The 14,620-nt window shown below is 36.3% G+C and carries 28 protein-coding genes; all 28 read right to left on the bottom strand.

Annotation, left to right across the window (positions count from 1 at the left end):
- Nucleotides 1-13: 13 nt before the first annotated feature.
- Nucleotides 14-619: a 30S ribosomal protein S4 gene (gene rpsD, locus P177_RS04325; RefSeq protein ID WP_036152171.1), complete on the bottom strand. Its 606-nt coding sequence runs from the start codon at nucleotides 617-619 to the stop codon at nucleotides 14-16.
- An 89-nt stretch (nucleotides 620-708) separates the two neighbouring features.
- Entirely contained in the window at nucleotides 709-1,101 is a 393-nt protein-coding gene (gene rpsK, locus P177_RS04320; RefSeq protein WP_036152169.1) for a 30S ribosomal protein S11, read from the bottom strand.
- A 9-nt stretch (nucleotides 1,102-1,110) separates the two neighbouring features.
- Nucleotides 1,111-1,485: a 30S ribosomal protein S13 gene (gene rpsM, locus P177_RS04315; RefSeq protein ID WP_036152167.1), complete on the bottom strand. Its 375-nt coding sequence runs from the start codon at nucleotides 1,483-1,485 to the stop codon at nucleotides 1,111-1,113.
- 2 nt (nucleotides 1,486-1,487) lie between these two features.
- On the bottom strand, nucleotides 1,488-1,604 hold the full coding sequence (ykgO, locus tag P177_RS19620) for a type B 50S ribosomal protein L36 (protein WP_013305171.1): 117 nt from the start codon (nucleotides 1,602-1,604) through the stop codon (nucleotides 1,488-1,490).
- Between the two features lie 8 nt (nucleotides 1,605-1,612).
- A complete protein-coding gene (gene infA, locus P177_RS04310; RefSeq protein WP_013305172.1) occupies nucleotides 1,613-1,828 on the bottom strand; it encodes a translation initiation factor IF-1 in 216 nt (71 codons plus the stop codon).
- A 3-nt stretch (nucleotides 1,829-1,831) separates the two neighbouring features.
- Complete coding sequence (gene secY / locus P177_RS04305; protein WP_036152165.1) at nucleotides 1,832-3,175, bottom strand: preprotein translocase subunit SecY; 1,344 nt, start codon at nucleotides 3,173-3,175, stop codon at nucleotides 1,832-1,834.
- 14 nt (nucleotides 3,176-3,189) lie between these two features.
- Nucleotides 3,190-3,642, bottom strand: coding sequence for a 50S ribosomal protein L15 (rplO, locus tag P177_RS04300; RefSeq protein ID WP_036152163.1), 453 nt, complete (start codon nucleotides 3,640-3,642; stop codon nucleotides 3,190-3,192).
- A 12-nt stretch (nucleotides 3,643-3,654) separates the two neighbouring features.
- A complete protein-coding gene (gene rpmD / locus P177_RS04295; protein ID WP_036152161.1) occupies nucleotides 3,655-3,834 on the bottom strand; it encodes a 50S ribosomal protein L30 in 180 nt (59 codons plus the stop codon).
- 10 nt (nucleotides 3,835-3,844) lie between these two features.
- Complete coding sequence (gene rpsE, locus P177_RS04290; RefSeq protein WP_036152159.1) at nucleotides 3,845-4,369, bottom strand: 30S ribosomal protein S5; 525 nt, start codon at nucleotides 4,367-4,369, stop codon at nucleotides 3,845-3,847.
- A 9-nt stretch (nucleotides 4,370-4,378) separates the two neighbouring features.
- The gene (gene rplR / locus P177_RS04285; protein ID WP_036152157.1) at nucleotides 4,379-4,735 is read right to left on the bottom strand and encodes a 50S ribosomal protein L18; all 357 of its coding nucleotides are present in this window, start codon (nucleotides 4,733-4,735) and stop codon (nucleotides 4,379-4,381) included.
- Between the two features lie 11 nt (nucleotides 4,736-4,746).
- Nucleotides 4,747-5,289 (bottom strand): 50S ribosomal protein L6, encoded by a 543-nt coding sequence (rplF, locus tag P177_RS04280; protein WP_036152156.1) that lies wholly within the window; start codon nucleotides 5,287-5,289, stop codon nucleotides 4,747-4,749.
- Nucleotides 5,290-5,308: 19 nt separating this feature from the next.
- Nucleotides 5,309-5,707 (bottom strand): 30S ribosomal protein S8, encoded by a 399-nt coding sequence (rpsH, locus tag P177_RS04275; protein WP_036152154.1) that lies wholly within the window; start codon nucleotides 5,705-5,707, stop codon nucleotides 5,309-5,311.
- 66 nt (nucleotides 5,708-5,773) lie between these two features.
- A complete protein-coding gene (gene rpsN, locus P177_RS04270; protein WP_036152152.1) occupies nucleotides 5,774-6,043 on the bottom strand; it encodes a 30S ribosomal protein S14 in 270 nt (89 codons plus the stop codon).
- Nucleotide 6,044: 1 nt separating this feature from the next.
- Nucleotides 6,045-6,596, bottom strand: a complete 552-nt coding sequence (rplE, locus tag P177_RS04265) for a 50S ribosomal protein L5 (protein ID WP_036152150.1) — start codon at nucleotides 6,594-6,596, stop codon at nucleotides 6,045-6,047.
- 2 nt (nucleotides 6,597-6,598) lie between these two features.
- Complete coding sequence (gene rplX / locus P177_RS04260; protein ID WP_036152148.1) at nucleotides 6,599-6,913, bottom strand: 50S ribosomal protein L24; 315 nt, start codon at nucleotides 6,911-6,913, stop codon at nucleotides 6,599-6,601.
- Between the two features lie 13 nt (nucleotides 6,914-6,926).
- Nucleotides 6,927-7,295 carry a 50S ribosomal protein L14 gene (gene rplN, locus P177_RS04255; RefSeq protein ID WP_027064819.1) on the bottom strand — a complete coding sequence of 123 codons (369 nt, stop codon included), beginning with the start codon at nucleotides 7,293-7,295 and terminating at the stop codon, nucleotides 6,927-6,929.
- Between the two features lie 3 nt (nucleotides 7,296-7,298).
- Nucleotides 7,299-7,556, bottom strand: a complete 258-nt coding sequence (gene rpsQ / locus P177_RS04250) for a 30S ribosomal protein S17 (RefSeq protein ID WP_027064820.1) — start codon at nucleotides 7,554-7,556, stop codon at nucleotides 7,299-7,301.
- A 12-nt stretch (nucleotides 7,557-7,568) separates the two neighbouring features.
- Complete coding sequence (gene rpmC, locus P177_RS04245) at nucleotides 7,569-7,760, bottom strand: 50S ribosomal protein L29 (RefSeq protein ID WP_036152146.1); 192 nt, start codon at nucleotides 7,758-7,760, stop codon at nucleotides 7,569-7,571.
- A 12-nt stretch (nucleotides 7,761-7,772) separates the two neighbouring features.
- The gene (gene rplP / locus P177_RS04240) at nucleotides 7,773-8,201 is read right to left on the bottom strand and encodes a 50S ribosomal protein L16 (RefSeq protein WP_036152144.1); all 429 of its coding nucleotides are present in this window, start codon (nucleotides 8,199-8,201) and stop codon (nucleotides 7,773-7,775) included.
- A gap of 20 nt (nucleotides 8,202-8,221) precedes the next feature.
- On the bottom strand, nucleotides 8,222-8,938 hold the full coding sequence (gene rpsC / locus P177_RS04235) for a 30S ribosomal protein S3 (RefSeq protein ID WP_036152143.1): 717 nt from the start codon (nucleotides 8,936-8,938) through the stop codon (nucleotides 8,222-8,224).
- Between the two features lies 1 nt (nucleotide 8,939).
- A complete protein-coding gene (gene rplV / locus P177_RS04230; protein ID WP_036152141.1) occupies nucleotides 8,940-9,347 on the bottom strand; it encodes a 50S ribosomal protein L22 in 408 nt (135 codons plus the stop codon).
- Nucleotides 9,348-9,350: 3 nt separating this feature from the next.
- A complete protein-coding gene (gene rpsS, locus P177_RS04225) occupies nucleotides 9,351-9,629 on the bottom strand; it encodes a 30S ribosomal protein S19 (RefSeq protein ID WP_036152139.1) in 279 nt (92 codons plus the stop codon).
- A 14-nt stretch (nucleotides 9,630-9,643) separates the two neighbouring features.
- On the bottom strand, nucleotides 9,644-10,468 hold the full coding sequence (rplB, locus tag P177_RS04220) for a 50S ribosomal protein L2 (protein WP_036152138.1): 825 nt from the start codon (nucleotides 10,466-10,468) through the stop codon (nucleotides 9,644-9,646).
- Nucleotides 10,469-10,477: 9 nt separating this feature from the next.
- On the bottom strand, nucleotides 10,478-10,768 hold the full coding sequence (gene rplW / locus P177_RS04215) for a 50S ribosomal protein L23 (protein ID WP_036152136.1): 291 nt from the start codon (nucleotides 10,766-10,768) through the stop codon (nucleotides 10,478-10,480).
- Nucleotides 10,769-10,772: 4 nt separating this feature from the next.
- The gene (rplD, locus tag P177_RS04210; RefSeq protein WP_036152134.1) at nucleotides 10,773-11,405 is read right to left on the bottom strand and encodes a 50S ribosomal protein L4; all 633 of its coding nucleotides are present in this window, start codon (nucleotides 11,403-11,405) and stop codon (nucleotides 10,773-10,775) included.
- A 4-nt stretch (nucleotides 11,406-11,409) separates the two neighbouring features.
- Nucleotides 11,410-12,027: a 50S ribosomal protein L3 gene (gene rplC, locus P177_RS04205; protein ID WP_036152131.1), complete on the bottom strand. Its 618-nt coding sequence runs from the start codon at nucleotides 12,025-12,027 to the stop codon at nucleotides 11,410-11,412.
- Between the two features lie 145 nt (nucleotides 12,028-12,172).
- The gene (rpsJ, locus tag P177_RS04200) at nucleotides 12,173-12,478 is read right to left on the bottom strand and encodes a 30S ribosomal protein S10 (protein ID WP_007094989.1); all 306 of its coding nucleotides are present in this window, start codon (nucleotides 12,476-12,478) and stop codon (nucleotides 12,173-12,175) included.
- Nucleotides 12,479-12,487: 9 nt separating this feature from the next.
- A complete protein-coding gene (gene fusA / locus P177_RS04195; protein WP_036152129.1) occupies nucleotides 12,488-14,620 on the bottom strand; it encodes an elongation factor G in 2,133 nt (710 codons plus the stop codon).

Below are 14,620 nucleotides of genomic sequence, written 5' to 3'. Positions count from 1 at the left end.
GGATCGGTATTGTTTATTTAGAGTATAACTCCACGATTAATTGTTCTTTGATATTTTCTGGAATCTGTAATCTTTCTGGAATACTAACATAAGTACCTTCCTTCTTCTCACTGTTCCAAGAAATCCACTCATATACTGCACTACTAGCAGCTAATGAATCTTGTATACTTTGTAATGATTTAGATTTTTCTCTAACACCAACAACATCTCCTGCTTTTAATGAGTAAGAAGGTATATTAACCAACTCTCCATTAACTGTAATATGTCTATGAGAAACTAATTGTCTTGCACCACTTCTAGTTGGAGAAATACCCATTCTAAAAACTACGTTATCTAAACGAGACTCACATAATTGAAGTAAAATCTCACCAGCAACACCTTCTTTTCTCTTTGCAGTTTGGAATAAGTTTCTAAATTGCTTTTCTAAAATACCGTAAGTATATTTAGCTTTTTGCTTCTCCATCAACTGAACAGAGTACTCAGACTTCTTTCCTCTTCTTCTGTTGTTTCCGTGTTCTCCTGGAGGGTAATTCTTTTTTTCGAAAGATTTATCATCTCCGAAAATTGCTTCGCCGAATTTACGAGCGATTTTTGATTTTGGTCCTGTATATCTTGCCATTTTCTTTTAATTTGAAAGTGAGATTATGAATTAAGGCTTATCCTTCGATAATCGTAACTACACTTTCGGTGAAATATAATAGTAATTAATTAAACTCTTCTTCTCTTAGGAGGTCTACATCCGTTGTGAGGCATTGGAGTAACATCGATAATCTCAGTTACTTCGATACCAGCATTATGTAAAGACCTGATTGCAGATTCTCTACCATTACCTGGACCTTTTACATATACCTTAACTTTTCTTAAACCTGCTTCATGAGCAACTTTAGAACAATCCTCTGCAGCAACTTGTGCAGCATAAGGTGTGTTTTTCTTAGACCCTCTAAAACCTAATTTACCGGCAGATGACCAAGAAATAACATCTCCCTTTTTATTTGTCAAAGAGATAATGATGTTGTTAAAAGATGCACTTATGTGCGCTTCACCAACAGAATCAACTATAACTTTACGTTTCTTGGTAACTTTAGTATTTGCCTTTGCCATACCTAATTATTATTTAGTTGCTTTCTTCTTGTTAGCAACTGTTTTACGCTTTCCTTTTCTAGTTCTAGAGTTGTTTTTGGTACGTTGACCTCTTAAAGGCAAACCTGACCTGTGACGAATTCCTCTATAACAGCCAATATCCATTAAACGCTTAATGTTCAACTGAGTTTCTGAACGTAACTCACCTTCAATGGTAAATTCAGAAACAGCTTCCCTGATACGACCTATTTCATCATCATTCCAATCAGAAACCTTAGTATCCTCGCTAACTTGGGCTTTACTCAATATTTCTTGTGACCTACTTCTTCCAATTCCGAAAATATAGGTTAAGGCGATAACACCTCTCTTTTGTTTTGGTATATCTATACCTGCGATTCTTGCCATAATTACCCTTGTCTTTGTTTAAATCTAGGATTCTTTTTGTTGATTACGTACAACCTGCCTTTTCTGCGAACAATCTTGCAGTCGGCACTTCTCTTCTTAACTGATGCTCTTACTTTCATCTTGTATCTTAGTATCTATATGTAATTCTTGCTTTAGTAAGGTCATAAGGACTCATCTCCAATTTAACCTTATCTCCAGGTAATAGTTTAATATAGTGCATACGCATCTTACCTGATATATGCGCTGTTACCACATGTCCATTCTCCAATTCTACACGAAACATTGCATTTGATAATGCTTCAATGATAGATCCATCTTGTTCTATTGCTGCCTGCTTAGCCATAAATTATGCTACTTTTCTATTTTTACCAGTTTTCATTAAGCCGTCATAATGTCTATTCAACAAATACGAATTAACTTGTTGTACCGTATCTATAGCAACACCCACCATAATTAAAAGTGAAGTACCACCGTAAAATAACGCCCATCCAGCTTGTACATCCATCAACTTTACCACTATCGCCGGTAAAATAGCCAGCAAAGCTAAGAAAATAGATCCAGGTAACGTTATTAATGACATAATCTTATCTAAATAATCTCCAGTTTCTTTTCCTGGACGAATTCCAGGGATAAAACCACCACTCCTTTTAAGGTCATCTGCCATCTTATTGGTAGGAACCGTAATTGCAGTATAAAAATATGTGAAGATTATAATCAATATTGCGAAAAGCAAATTATAAGCCCAACCAAAGATATCGCTAAACTGTACTTGCATCCATTGTCCAAATGAAGTATCATCAAAAGCCCCACCTATCATACCCGGTACAAACATTATTGCCTGAGCAAAGATTATTGGCATTACTCCTGAAGCATTTAACTTTAATGGAATATACTGTCTAGAACCCATGATGTTTTTCTCATAACCACCAGAAGCGGTTCTTCTTGCATACTGCACAGGAATTTGTCTTGTAGCCATTACTAACAGAATACAAGCCAAAATCACTAAGAACCAAACAATAACTTCAATTAATATGAACATTAATCCACCATTATTATTAGTAGTTCTTGATATAAATTCTTGAACAAACGACTGAGGCATTGTAGCGATTATACCTATCATAATCAAAAGTGAGATACCATTACCAATACCTTTATCAGTAATTTTCTCACCCAACCACATTGCAAAAACAGTACCTGTTACCAATATAATAACAGCTGGAACCATAAAATCTAATCCTTTCCCTAATAAGAAAGCACTATCCCTTACACCGAAAGCCTCAAGACCATACAGGTATGCAGGAGCTTGAACAATACAAATACCGATGGTTAACCACCTAGTAATTTGATTAATAGTCTTACGACCGCTTTCTCCTTCTTTTTGTAATTTCTGAAGATAAGGAATTGCAATACCCATTAATTGAACTACAATAGATGCAGATATGTAAGGCATGATACCTAATGCAAAAACAGAAGCATTAGCAAACGCTCCTCCTGTAAATGCATTTAAAAGACCAAAAATACCTTGATCAGTACTATCCGTTAAACCACCTAATTGTGTTGAATCTATACCTGGAAGTACTATTTGACAACCAAAACGGTAAACCAATAAAAGACCTAATGTTATAAGAATTCTATTTCTTAGCTCTTCTATCTTCCAAATATTGGATATTGTATCAATAAAATTCTTCATGCTCTCGTTTATGCTTACAAACTTATTGCTTCACCACCTGCCGCTTCAATAGCTGCTTTGGCAGATGCTGTAAATTTATGTACTGAAATTTTAAGAGATGCTTTTAATTCACCATTTCCTAAAATTTTCACTAAATCGTTCTTACCAACTAAACCATTCTCAATCAAAAGATCTAAAGAAACTTCATTGGTTATGACTTTGTTATCAACAAGCTCTTGCAACTTTTCTAAATTGATACCTTGGTAGCTCTTACGATTGATATTCGTAAAACCGAACTTAGGCACACGACGTTGCAAAGGCATTTGACCACCTTCAAAACCAATTTTCTTAGAATAACCAGATCTTGATTTTGCTCCTTTATGACCTCTTGCAGCTGTTCCTCCTTTTCCAGAACCCTGACCTCTTCCAAGGCGTTTTCCGTCTCTATTCACTGAACCTTCTGCAGGCTGTAAATTATGTAAACCCATTTTATTCTAAATTTAAGCTTCCTCAGTGGAAACTAAATGTTTAACTTTATTTATCATACCAAGAATGTTAGGTGTATCATCATGTTCTACAACCTGACCAATTCTTTTTAAACCAAGAGCCTCTAAAGTCCTTTTTTGATTTTGAGGTTTCTTAATTCCACTTTTTAACTGTGTAACTTTAATCTTTGCCATAATTTTCCTCTTAACCTTTAAACACTTTTTCTAAAGAAACACCTCTTTGTGTAGCAATGGTTTTTGCATCTCTAAGTTGTAATAAGGCATCAAATGTAGCCTTTACAACGTTATGTGGATTGGATGAACCCTGAGACTTAGATAATACATCATGTACACCTACAGATTCTAATACTGATCTTACAGCACCACCAGCAATAACTCCGGTACCATGAGATGCAGGCTGAATATAAACTCTTGCACCACCAAATTTACCTTTTTGCTCGTGAGGTAAAGTTCCTTTATTTAAAGGAATACGAATTAAATTCTTCTTGCCATCTTCAATTGCCTTTGCAATTGCAGTAGCAACCTCTTTTGATTTACCTAAACCGTGACCTACAACACCATTCTCATCACCTACAACAACAATTGCAGAAAAACCAAATGCTCTACCACCTTTTGTTACCTTAGTTACACGTTGAATACCAACTAATTTATCTTTTAAATCTAAACCACCTGGTTTAACAGTCTCTACGTTTTTATATTTTTGGAACATACTAGTATATTAGAATTTTAGTCCTGCTTCTCTTGCACCATCAGCTAAAGATTTTACTCTTCCATGATACAAATTACCTCCTCTATCAAAAGCAACTTTATCTAAGCCAGCTTTAACAGATTTCTCAGCGATTGTTTTACCAACCAAAGCAGCAATCTCGGTTTTATTTCCTTTTACTTTTGCAATATCCTTATCTCTTGAAGAAGCGGATACTAAAGTGACTCCTTTAACGTCGTCTATAACTTGAGCGTAAATTTCGCTGTTACTTCTAAATACAGATAATCTTGGTTTAGCTGCAGTTCCAGAAGAAACCTTACGTATTCTACGTCGGATTCTTAATTTTCTTTGTGTTTTTGATAATCCCATAATATCCTTTATTAAGCTGATTTACCAGCTTTTCTTCTTAATATTTCACCTACAAACTTAATTCCTTTCCCTTTGTACGGCTCCGGACTACGGAAAGATCTAATCTTTGCTGCTATATGACCAACTAATTGCTTGTCATGAGAAGTAAGCTTTACAATAGGGTTTTTACCTTTTTCAGATATAGTCTCAACCTTTACCTCTGGGGCAAGATCAAAAACAATATTATGAGAAAAACCTAAAGCCAAATCAAGTTTTTGACCTTGATTACTTGCTCTATATCCTACACCTACTAATTCTAATTCTTTGGTCCATCCTTTAGATACACCTTCTACCATATTGGTGATAAGTGATCTATATAAACCGTGCTTTGCTTTATGGTCCTTAGAATCAGATGGCCTTGTAACGAAAGCCTGTCCGTCTTCTACTTTAACCGATACTCCTGAGAACTCTTGAGTCAACTCACCTAACTTTCCTTTAACAGAAATGATATTGTCGTTGATTTCAACTGTAACCCCTTCAGGAATTGCGACTGGATTATTACCTATTCTAGACATTTTCTAAATCTTTTATCAATTAATAAACGTAGCATAAAACTTCACCACCAACTTTCTCTGCCTTAGCCTGCTTGCTAGTCATTACACCATGAGATGTAGAAACGATTGCAATACCCAAACCATTCAATACACGAGGTAAATCTTCGTTACCTGCATATTTTCTAAGACCAGGCTTACTTATACGCTGTATTTTCTTGATAACAGGTTCTTTTGTAAGCTTATCATACTTCAAAGCTATTTTTATAGATCCTTGAACTTTGCTCTCTTCGAACTTGTAACTCAAAATATATCCTTGGTCGAATAATATTTTAGTAATTTCTTTCTTTAGATTCGACGCAGGGATTTCAACAACCCTATGTCCCGCTCTACTCGCGTTTCTAACTCTCGTTAGGTAATCTGCAATAGTATCTGTTACCATATGTATATAATTCGGAAACGGTTTTCAGCACTTAAGCCAAACCTGAATCCATTAATAATTCTTTACCTACCAGCTAGCTTTCTTAACACCTGGTATTAAACCAGCGTTAGCCATCTCTCTGAATTTTACCCTTGAAATACCAAAAGTTCTCATGTAACCTTTAGGTCTTCCAGTTAACTTACATCTGTTATGTAAACGTACCGGAGATGCATTTTTAGGTAATCTTTGTAGCGCTTCGTAATCACCAGCTTCTTTTAAAGCTTTACGTTTCTCAGCATAAACTGCTACAGTTTTTTCCCTTTTTCTCTCACGGGCTTTCATTGATTCCTTAGCCATACTAATTCTTTTTAAAAGGTAAACCTAATTCTGTTAATAATGATTTCGCTTCTTTGTCTGTATCCGCAGAAGTTACAAATGTAATATCCATACCGTTAATTCTATTGATTTTATCAATATTAACTTCAGGAAATATAATTTGCTCCGTTACACCAAGGTTGTAATTTCCACGACCATCAAAACCAGTAGCTTTAATACCTTGAAAATCTCTTACACGTGGTAACGCAGAAGTAACCAAACGGTCTAAAAATTCGTACATACGCTCACCTCTTAAGGTAACTTTTGCACCAATTGGCATACCTTTTCTTAATTTAAAGGCAGCAACATCTTTCTTAGACATAGTAGCAACGGCTTTTTGACCCGTTATCATAGTCATCTCATCTATTGCATGGTCAATAAGTTTCTTATCAGCAACAGCAGCTCCTACACCTCTACTCATTACTATCTTCTCTAACTTAGGAACCTGCATTACATTACTGTAACCAAACTCTTCGGTAAGGGCAGCTACTATTCGCTCCTTATACTCTTTCTTTAATCTTGCAACGTATGCCATAACTAAATTACTTCATTGGATTTTTTGGAAACCCTAACTTTTTTACCATCCTTAATCTCGTAACCTACTCTTGTTACATCGCCAGTTTTACTGTCGATCAACGCTAAATTAGAAATATGGATTAAAGCTTCTTTTTTTACAATACCACCTTGAGGGTTTTTAGCACTAGGCTTCTCATGTTTAGATACCATATTGGCACCTTCAACGATGGCTTTATTTTTCTCAAGATTTACACGCATAACTTTACCTTCGGTACCTTTATGGTCACCAGCAGTAATTCTTACCGTATCTCCTGTTTTGATTTTTAACTTTTTCATCTTGTCCGTTATATTATAATACCTCTGGGGCCAATGATACAATCTTCATGAACTGCTTATCCCTAAGCTCTCTTGCTACAGGTCCAAAAACACGAGTTCCTCTCATTTCTCCGGCAGGATTCAATAACACACAAGCGTTATCATCAAATCTGATATAAGACCCATCAGGTCTTCTAACCTCTTTCTTTGTACGAACTACAACAGCAGTTGAAACCGCACCTTTCTTGATACCTCCGTTTGGAGTTGCTTCCTTAACAGTAACAACAATTTTGTCACCTATTGAAGCATACCTTCTTTTAGTACCACCAAGAACACGGATAGTTAAAACTTCCTTTGCCCCTGTGTTATCCGCTACTTTTAGTCTAGATTCTTGCTGTAACATAACTTATTTAGCTCTTTCTAAGATTTCTACTAATCTCCAACATTTGGTCTTACTCATAGGTCTTGTTTCCATGATCTTTACAGTATCACCAATGTTACAATCGTTCTTTTCGTCATGTGCAACATATTTCTTTGTCTTCAAAACGAATTTACCGTACATAGGATGTTTTACTCTCTTTACTTCAGCAATAACAATAGACTTCTCCATTTTATTACTAGTAACAACTCCTACTCTTTCTTTTCTTAAATTTCTTTTCTCCATAAAGCCCACCAGTTATTGGTTCTCCCTATTAGTTAATTCAGTAGCTAATCTTGCTACCGTTCTCCTTACTTTTCTAATCTGAAGCGGATTTTCTAACGGAGTTACAAAATGTGCCATTTTCAAATCTGCATGCTGCTTCTTGTACTCGGCCAATTTCTCCGTAAGTCCTTCCACAGACATTTCTTTAATCTCTTGTTTTTTCATTATTACTTACGTTTAATTTCCAGCCTCGTAATCACGAGCTACAATGAATTTTGTTTTTACAGGAAGTTTCTGAGCCGCTAATCTTAAAGCTTCTTTTGCTACTTCCATAGGAACTCCGGCCACTTCGAACATAATTCTACCTGGTTTAACCACGGCTACAAAATATTCTGGTGCACCTTTACCTTTACCCATACGTACTTCTAATGGCTTTTTGGTAATCGGCTTGTCTGGAAATATTTTAATCCACAATTGACCTTCTCTCTTCATAAATCTAGTAGCAGCAATACGAGCAGCTTCTATTTGGCGTGAAGTCAAAAATGCAGCATCATCAACATTCTTTATACCGAACATACCATTTGAAAGTTGGTGTCCTCTTCCAGCAAGACCTTTCATACGGCCTTTCTGCATCTTACGGAACTTTGTTCTTTTCGGTTGTAACATTACTTTAGTTCTTTAAAAAATTACTTTCTACGACGTTGTTTTCTTCCACCTTCTTGCTTACCTCCTTTGGAAGAATCTTTTTTCATCCCTACTAATGGAGATAATTCTCTTTTACCATAAACCTCACCTTTCATAATCCAAACTTTAATACCAAGTTTACCATATGTAGTTTGAGCTTCCTGCAAAGCATAATCAATATCAGCTCTAAAAGTAGATAATGGAATTCTACCATCTTTATAAGATTCAGAACGTGCCATTTCAGCACCATTCAATCTACCAGAGATTTGAATCTTTATTCCTTCGGCATTCATACGCATTGCTGCAGCGATTGCCATTTTTATTGCTCTTCTAAAAGAAATTCTACTTTCTATTTGACGAGCAACACTTGCAGCTACTAAATTAGCATCAAGCTCAGGTCTTTTTATTTCAAAAATGTTGATTTGAACCTCCTTATTGGTGATCTTTTTCAACTCCTCTTTTAATTTATCAACTTCCTGACCACCTTTACCGATAATGATACCAGGTCTAGCAGTTGTAACAGTAACCGTGATTAATTTAAGAGTACGTTCAATTATAACTCTTGAAACACTAGCTTTAGAAAGTCTGGCATGAATATACTTACGTATTTTATCATCCTCAGCCAATTTATCTCCGTAATCGTTTCCACCATACCAGTTAGACTCCCAACCTCTTATGATTCCTAGACGATTTCCTATTGGATTTGTTTTCTGTCCCATCCTAGTTTTCTGTTATGTTTTTTGAACCCAAAACCAATGTAACATGGTTTGAACGTTTTCTAATTCTATGTGCTCTACCTTGTGGAGCAGGACGCAATCTTTTCAACATTGCACCACTATCTACTCTAATCTCAGCAACAATTAAATCAGCATCTTCTAAATTTGCCTCTTCATTTTTTGCTTGCCAATTAGCCAAAGCTGAAAGTAATAATTTCTCTAACTTTCTAGAAGCTTCTTTAGGATTAAACCTTAATATAGCTAATGCTTGCTCTACCTTTACACCGCGAATTAAATCTGCAACTAAACGCATTTTTCTAGGTGAAGTAGGACAGTTATTCAACTTAGCGAAAGCTACCATCTTCTTCTCGGCCTTTATTCTTTCGGCCATCTGTTTTTTACGAACTCCCATAGCTTACTTTTTTCCTTTGTTTTTCGCACCCGCATGACCTCTAAAAGATCTAGTTGGTGAAAATTCCCCAAGTTTATGTCCTACCATGTTTTCTGTTACAAAAACAGGTACAAATTGTTTTCCGTTATGAACCGCTATTGTCATCCCAACAAAATCAGGAGTAATCATAGATGCTCTAGACCAAGTTTTGATAACCGATTTTTTACCGGATGATACACTTTGTTGGATTTTTTTCTCCAAACTATAGTGAACGTAAGGTCCTTTTTTTAGTGAACGTGCCATTTCTTTCTACTTTTTTATTTCTTTCTACGTTCTATTATATACTTGTTGGTGCTCTTGGTCTTAGAACGAGTTCTGAATCCTTTAGCAGGTATTCCGTTTCTCGATCTTGGATGACCACCTGAAGCTCTACCTTCACCACCACCCATTGGGTGATCGACAGGGTTCATAGCTACCGGTCTAGTTCTAGGTCTTCTACCCAACCATCTACTTCTACCAGCTTTACCTGATACCAATAATTGATGATCCGAGTTAGATATAGCACCAATAGTTGCCATACAACCAGAAAGAATTAATCTAGTTTCACCAGATGGCATCTTAACAGTAACAAATTTACCGTCCTTCGCCATAAGTTGAGCAAATGTACCAGCACTACGAGCCATAACAGCTCCTTGACCAGGTCTTAACTCAATACATGAAATTATAGTACCTAATGGAATTTCGCTTAACGGCAAAGCATTACCAATCTCAGGAGCTACTGTAGCACCAGCAGAAACCTGCTGATCAACTTGTAAACCATTCTGAGCGATTACATAACGCTTCTCACCATCTGCATATTCCAAAAGAGCAATAAATGCAGTTCTATTTGGATCGTACTCAATAGTCTTAACAGTAGCAGACACATCTTGTTTGTCTCTCTTAAAATCTATTACACGATACCTTCTTTTATGACCTCCACCTTTTTGGCGTATGGTCATCTTTCCTTGACTGTTTCTACCTCCCGACTTTTTTAACGGAGCAAGCAAGCTTTTCTCCGGCTTATCAGCAGTAATGGCGTCAAATCCATTTACTACTCTAAAACGCTGTCCTGGAGTGATTGGTTTTAATTTTCTAACTGACATTTCTTGTCTTTATAGATTACTGTAAAAATCGATAATATCACCTTCTACAACATCAACAATCGCTTTTTTAATAGCATTTGTTTTTCCATGCTGTACACCAGTTTTTGTATATCTGGATTTTCTTGAAGGACCGTAATTCATTGTACGGACCTTCTTCACAGAAACACCATAAGTAGCTTCAACCGCATCTTTAATCTGCAACTTGTTAGCCTTAGGGTCAACTACGAATCCATAACGGTTATTCAACTCGCTATCAGCAGTCATCTTTTCCGTTATAATTGGTTTTATCAACACACTCATGATATTATTGTTTATTTAAATTCGATTCAATTCCTTCTAAAGAGCTTTCTAACAACACCACACTATTAGCATGAAGAATTTTGTAAGTACTTAATTCTGAGTTAGTTATAACTTCTGAGCCTTTAAAATTACGCGAAGACAAATATACACCTTTATTTGAATCACCCAACACTATTAAAGACTTTTTATTCTCAAGACCTAAAGTCTTTAAAACCTGAACAAAATCTTTAGTTTTTGGAGTGTCAAAATCAAAGTCTTCAACTACTAAAATTGCATTCTCTTTAGACTTTAAAGTCAATGCAGATTTTCTTGCCAAACGCTTTAAGTTTTTATTTAACTTTTGACTATAATCTCTAGGTCTAGGGCCAAATATTCTACCACCACCTCTAAAGACTGGAGATTTAATACTACCTGCTCTCGCAGTACCTGTACCTTTTTGTTTCTTAATTTTTCTAGTACTACCAGCAATCTCAGCTCTTTCCTTTGCTTTGTGCGTACCTTGTCTCTGGTGAGCCAAATACTGCTTTACATCTAGGTAAACTGCATGATCATTAGGCTCTATAGCGAAAACATCATCAGAAAGGTTTGCCTTTCTACCTGTGTCTTTTCCTTTAATATCTAAAACTGCTATTTTCATTACTCTACCTTTGTATGGTTACATAAGCATTCTTATGGCCCGGAACACAACCTTTTACTACTAAAAGATTCTTTTCTGGAACTACTTTTAAAACTCTAAGGTTCTGAACCGTTACACGATCAGTACCCATTCTACCGGCCATTTTCATACCTTTAAATACTCTTGCAGGATATGATGCAGCACCAATAGAACCAGGAGCTCTAAGTCTGTTATGCTGACCATGAGTTGCTTGACCAACTCCACCGAATCCGTGACGTTTTACAACACCCTGAAAACCTTTACCCTTAGATGTACCAATAACATCTACGAATTGTCCTTCAGCAAAAACATCAACACCAACAGTGTCACCTAATTTAAATTCACCTTCAAAATCTCGGAACTCAACGACTTTTTTCTTAGGAGAAGCACCTGCTTTTTTAAAATGGCCTAATTCAGCCTTAATAGCACGACTTTCTGCCTTGTCATCGAAACCAAGTTGAAGGGCACTATACCCGTCGACCTCTTCGGTTCTGACTTGGGTAACTACACATGGTCCAGCCTGTATAACGGTACATGGAATGTTTTTTCCATTCTCGTCAAAAATACTGGTCATGCCTACTTTCTTTCCTATTAACCCAGACATACTTATTTATATTAATTATTACTTATTAAATTCTATTCAAAAAAATAGGGTCAAAATAATTTAACCCTAAATTATTTTTTCCGTTTTTCCCTCGCACGCAGCTTAGGACATGTTATCTAACCCATATTAAGGATTAGATTGTCAATTACACCTTAATCTCTACTTCTACACCACTTGGAAGCTCTAACTTCATAAGTGCATCAATAGTTTTAGATGAAGAGCTATAGATATCCAATAATCTCTTATAAGAACTTAATTGGAACTGCTCTCTAGATTTCTTATTTACGTGCGGTGAACGCAATACCGTAAATATCTTTTTATGTGTTGGTAAAGGAATTGGCCCTGTTACAACAGCACCGGTAGTCTTTACCGTTTTTACAATCTTCTCAGCAGACTTATCCACCAAATTGTGATCGTAAGATTTTAGTTTTATTCTAATTTTCTGACTCATGTCCTAAATTTATGCTGTTATACCTTTTGCTGCTTTGATAACTTCTTCTGAAATATTAGAAGGAGTTTCTGCATAGTGTGAAAATTCCATTGTTGAAGTCGCACGACCTGAAGATAATGTTCTAAGAGAAGTAACATATCCAAACATTTCAGATAATGGCACCGTACCCTTAACAACTTTTGCTCCAGCTCTATCGCTCATATCACCAATAGTACCTCTACGTCTATTTAAATCTCCAACGATATCACCCATGTTTTCTTCAGGAGTAATAACTTCTAACTTCATGATTGGCTCCATAACAACGGCACCAGCAGCTTTACCAGCAGCTTTGTAACCCATTTTTGCAGCTAATTCGAAAGAAAGTGCATCAGAATCCACAGGGTGGAAAGATCCATCCTTAAGAACAACTTTCATAGAATCCATTTCATATCCAGCTAAAGGTCCGTTTTGCATTGCAACTTTAAAACCTTTCTCTACAGATGGAATAAATTCTTTTGGAATACGACCACCTTTAATTTCATCAACAAACTGAAGTCCTTCCCCTTCGAAATCCTCATCAGCAGGACCCATTTCAAATACAATATCACCAAACTTACCACGACCACCAGATTGCTTTTTATAAGTTTCTCTGTGTCCAGCCGTTTTAGTTAACGCCTCTTTGTATTCTACTTGAGGTTCACCTTGACTAACTTCAACCTTAAATTCTCTTCTTAAACGATCAACAATAATATCTAAGTGAAGCTCACCCATACCAGATATAATTGTCTGTCCAGAAGCCTCATCAGTTTTCACTTGGAAAGTAGGATCCTCCTCAGCTAATTTAGCTAAAGCCATACCTAACTTATCAACATCCGCTTTCGTTTTAGGCTCTACAGCAATACCAATTACCGGTTCCGGGAAGTCCATGCTTTCCAAAACAATTGGGTGCTTTTCATCAGACATGGTATCACCAGTCTTAATATCCTTAAAACCTACAGCCGCACCAATATCACCTGCTTCGATAAAATCGATAGCATTTTGCTTATTGGAATGCATTTGATAAATACGAGAAATACGTTCTTTTTTACCTGAACGATTGTTCAATATATAAGATCCAGCATCTAAACGACCAGAATATGTTCTAAAGAATGCCAATCTACCTACGAAAGGATCGGTAGCAATCTTAAATGCTAAAGCCGAGAATGGCTCTTTAACATTAGGCTTACGTTTTTCAACAGCACCTGTATCAGGATTTGTTCCTTCGATATCATCCTTGTCTACTGGAGAAGGCAAATACCTACAAACAGCATCCAATAAAAACTGAACACCTTTATTTTTAAATGAAGATCCACAAATCATAGGAATGATTGCACGATCCATAACCGCAGCTCTTAAAGCAGCGTGTACTTCTTCTTCAGTAATAGAATCCTCGTCTTCGAAGAATTTCTCCATTAACTCCTCATCATATTCTGCAACAGCTTCAATTAAGGCAGCTCTATACTCCTTAACTTCAGCTTTCATTTCTTCAGGAATATCGATCACATCAAATGTAGAACCGAATCCTTCATCATGCCAAACAATTGCTCTGTTCTTAGCCAAATCAACAATACCCCTAAAATCAGCTTCATCACCGATAGGAAGTACAATTGGCACAGCATTAGAACCTAACATTTCCTTAACTTGCTTACACACCATAAGGAAATTAGAACCTTGACGGTCCATTTTGTTCACAAAACCTATTCTTGGAACTTTATAATTGTCAGCCAATCTCCAGTTAGTTTCTGATTGAGGCTCAACACCATCAACAGCACTAAACAAAAAGACCAAACCATCCAAAACACGCAAAGAACGATTTACCTCTACGGTAAAATCAACGTGACCTGGAGTATCAATAATATTAAAGTGATAATCTTTTGTATCAGGCAATTCCTTTGCATTTTCCAAAGGAAACTTCCATGTACATGTAGTAGCAGCAGAAGTAATTGTAATACCTCTTTCTTGCTCCTGCTCCATCCAGTCCATAGTTGCAGCACCATCATGCACCTCACCTATCTTATGACTAACACCCGTATAAAAAAGTATACGCTCTGTCGTAGTAGTCTTACCAGCATCAATATGCGCAGCAATACCTATATTTCTTGTAAATTTTAAATCTCTTGCCAT

It is taken from the genome of Maribacter forsetii DSM 18668 (genome assembly GCF_000744105.1).
In the GTDB taxonomy this organism is placed as follows: Bacteria; Bacteroidota; Bacteroidia; order Flavobacteriales; family Flavobacteriaceae; genus Maribacter; species Maribacter forsetii.
The sequence above is the reverse complement of the archived record's forward strand: the minus strand, read 5'-3'. Positions and strand labels throughout refer to the sequence as shown.

Excerpts from the sequence above, each read along its gene's own strand:
- rplE (WP_036152150.1), bottom strand. The coding sequence starts at position 6,596 with ATGGCATACGTTGCAAGATTAAAGAAAGAGTATAAGGAGCGAATAGTA.
- rplO (WP_036152163.1), bottom strand. The coding sequence starts at position 3,642 with ATGGGTTTACATAATTTACAGCCTGCAGAAGGTTCAGTGAATAGAGAC.
- rplW (WP_036152136.1), bottom strand. The coding sequence starts at position 10,768 with ATGAGTGTGTTGATAAAACCAATTATAACGGAAAAGATGACTGCTGAT.
- rplB (WP_036152138.1), bottom strand. The coding sequence starts at position 10,468 with ATGTCAGTTAGAAAATTAAAACCAATCACTCCAGGACAGCGTTTTAGA.
- rpsD (WP_036152171.1), bottom strand. The coding sequence starts at position 619 with ATGGCAAGATATACAGGACCAAAATCAAAAATCGCTCGTAAATTCGGC.
- rpsC (WP_036152143.1), bottom strand. The coding sequence starts at position 8,938 with ATGGGACAGAAAACAAATCCAATAGGAAATCGTCTAGGAATCATAAGA.
- rpmC (WP_036152146.1), bottom strand. The coding sequence starts at position 7,760 with ATGAAAAAACAAGAGATTAAAGAAATGTCTGTGGAAGGACTTACGGAG.
- rpsJ (WP_007094989.1), bottom strand. The coding sequence starts at position 12,478 with ATGAGTCAGAAAATTAGAATAAAACTAAAATCTTACGATCACAATTTG.
- ykgO (WP_013305171.1), bottom strand. The coding sequence starts at position 1,604 with ATGAAAGTAAGAGCATCAGTTAAGAAGAGAAGTGCCGACTGCAAGATT.
- fusA (WP_036152129.1), bottom strand. The coding sequence starts at position 14,620 with ATGGCAAGAGATTTAAAATTTACAAGAAATATAGGTATTGCTGCGCAT.
- rplV (WP_036152141.1), bottom strand. The coding sequence starts at position 9,347 with ATGGGAGTTCGTAAAAAACAGATGGCCGAAAGAATAAAGGCCGAGAAG.
- rpsM (WP_036152167.1), bottom strand. The coding sequence starts at position 1,485 with ATGGCAAGAATCGCAGGTATAGATATACCAAAACAAAAGAGAGGTGTT.
- secY (WP_036152165.1), bottom strand. The coding sequence starts at position 3,175 with ATGAAGAATTTTATTGATACAATATCCAATATTTGGAAGATAGAAGAG.
- rplN (WP_027064819.1), bottom strand. The coding sequence starts at position 7,295 with ATGTTACAGCAAGAATCTAGACTAAAAGTAGCGGATAACACAGGGGCA.
- rplX (WP_036152148.1), bottom strand. The coding sequence starts at position 6,913 with ATGAAAAAGTTAAAAATCAAAACAGGAGATACGGTAAGAATTACTGCT.
- rpsK (WP_036152169.1), bottom strand. The coding sequence starts at position 1,101 with ATGGCAAAGGCAAATACTAAAGTTACCAAGAAACGTAAAGTTATAGTT.
- rplR (WP_036152157.1), bottom strand. The coding sequence starts at position 4,735 with ATGGGATTATCAAAAACACAAAGAAAATTAAGAATCCGACGTAGAATA.
- rpsQ (WP_027064820.1), bottom strand. The coding sequence starts at position 7,556 with ATGGAGAAAAGAAATTTAAGAAAAGAAAGAGTAGGAGTTGTTACTAGT.
- rplD (WP_036152134.1), bottom strand. The coding sequence starts at position 11,405 with ATGAAAATAGCAGTTTTAGATATTAAAGGAAAAGACACAGGTAGAAAG.
- rpsS (WP_036152139.1), bottom strand. The coding sequence starts at position 9,629 with ATGGCACGTTCACTAAAAAAAGGACCTTACGTTCACTATAGTTTGGAG.
- rpsN (WP_036152152.1), bottom strand. The coding sequence starts at position 6,043 with ATGGCTAAGGAATCAATGAAAGCCCGTGAGAGAAAAAGGGAAAAAACT.
- infA (WP_013305172.1), bottom strand. The coding sequence starts at position 1,828 with ATGGCTAAGCAGGCAGCAATAGAACAAGATGGATCTATCATTGAAGCA.
- rpmD (WP_036152161.1), bottom strand. The coding sequence starts at position 3,834 with ATGGCAAAGATTAAAGTTACACAGTTAAAAAGTGGAATTAAGAAACCT.
- rplC (WP_036152131.1), bottom strand. The coding sequence starts at position 12,027 with ATGTCTGGGTTAATAGGAAAGAAAGTAGGCATGACCAGTATTTTTGAC.
- rpsH (WP_036152154.1), bottom strand. The coding sequence starts at position 5,707 with ATGGTAACAGATACTATTGCAGATTACCTAACGAGAGTTAGAAACGCG.
- rpsE (WP_036152159.1), bottom strand. The coding sequence starts at position 4,369 with ATGTTCCAAAAATATAAAAACGTAGAGACTGTTAAACCAGGTGGTTTA.
- rplF (WP_036152156.1), bottom strand. The coding sequence starts at position 5,289 with ATGTCTAGAATAGGTAATAATCCAGTCGCAATTCCTGAAGGGGTTACA.
- rplP (WP_036152144.1), bottom strand. The coding sequence starts at position 8,201 with ATGTTACAACCGAAAAGAACAAAGTTCCGTAAGATGCAGAAAGGCCGT.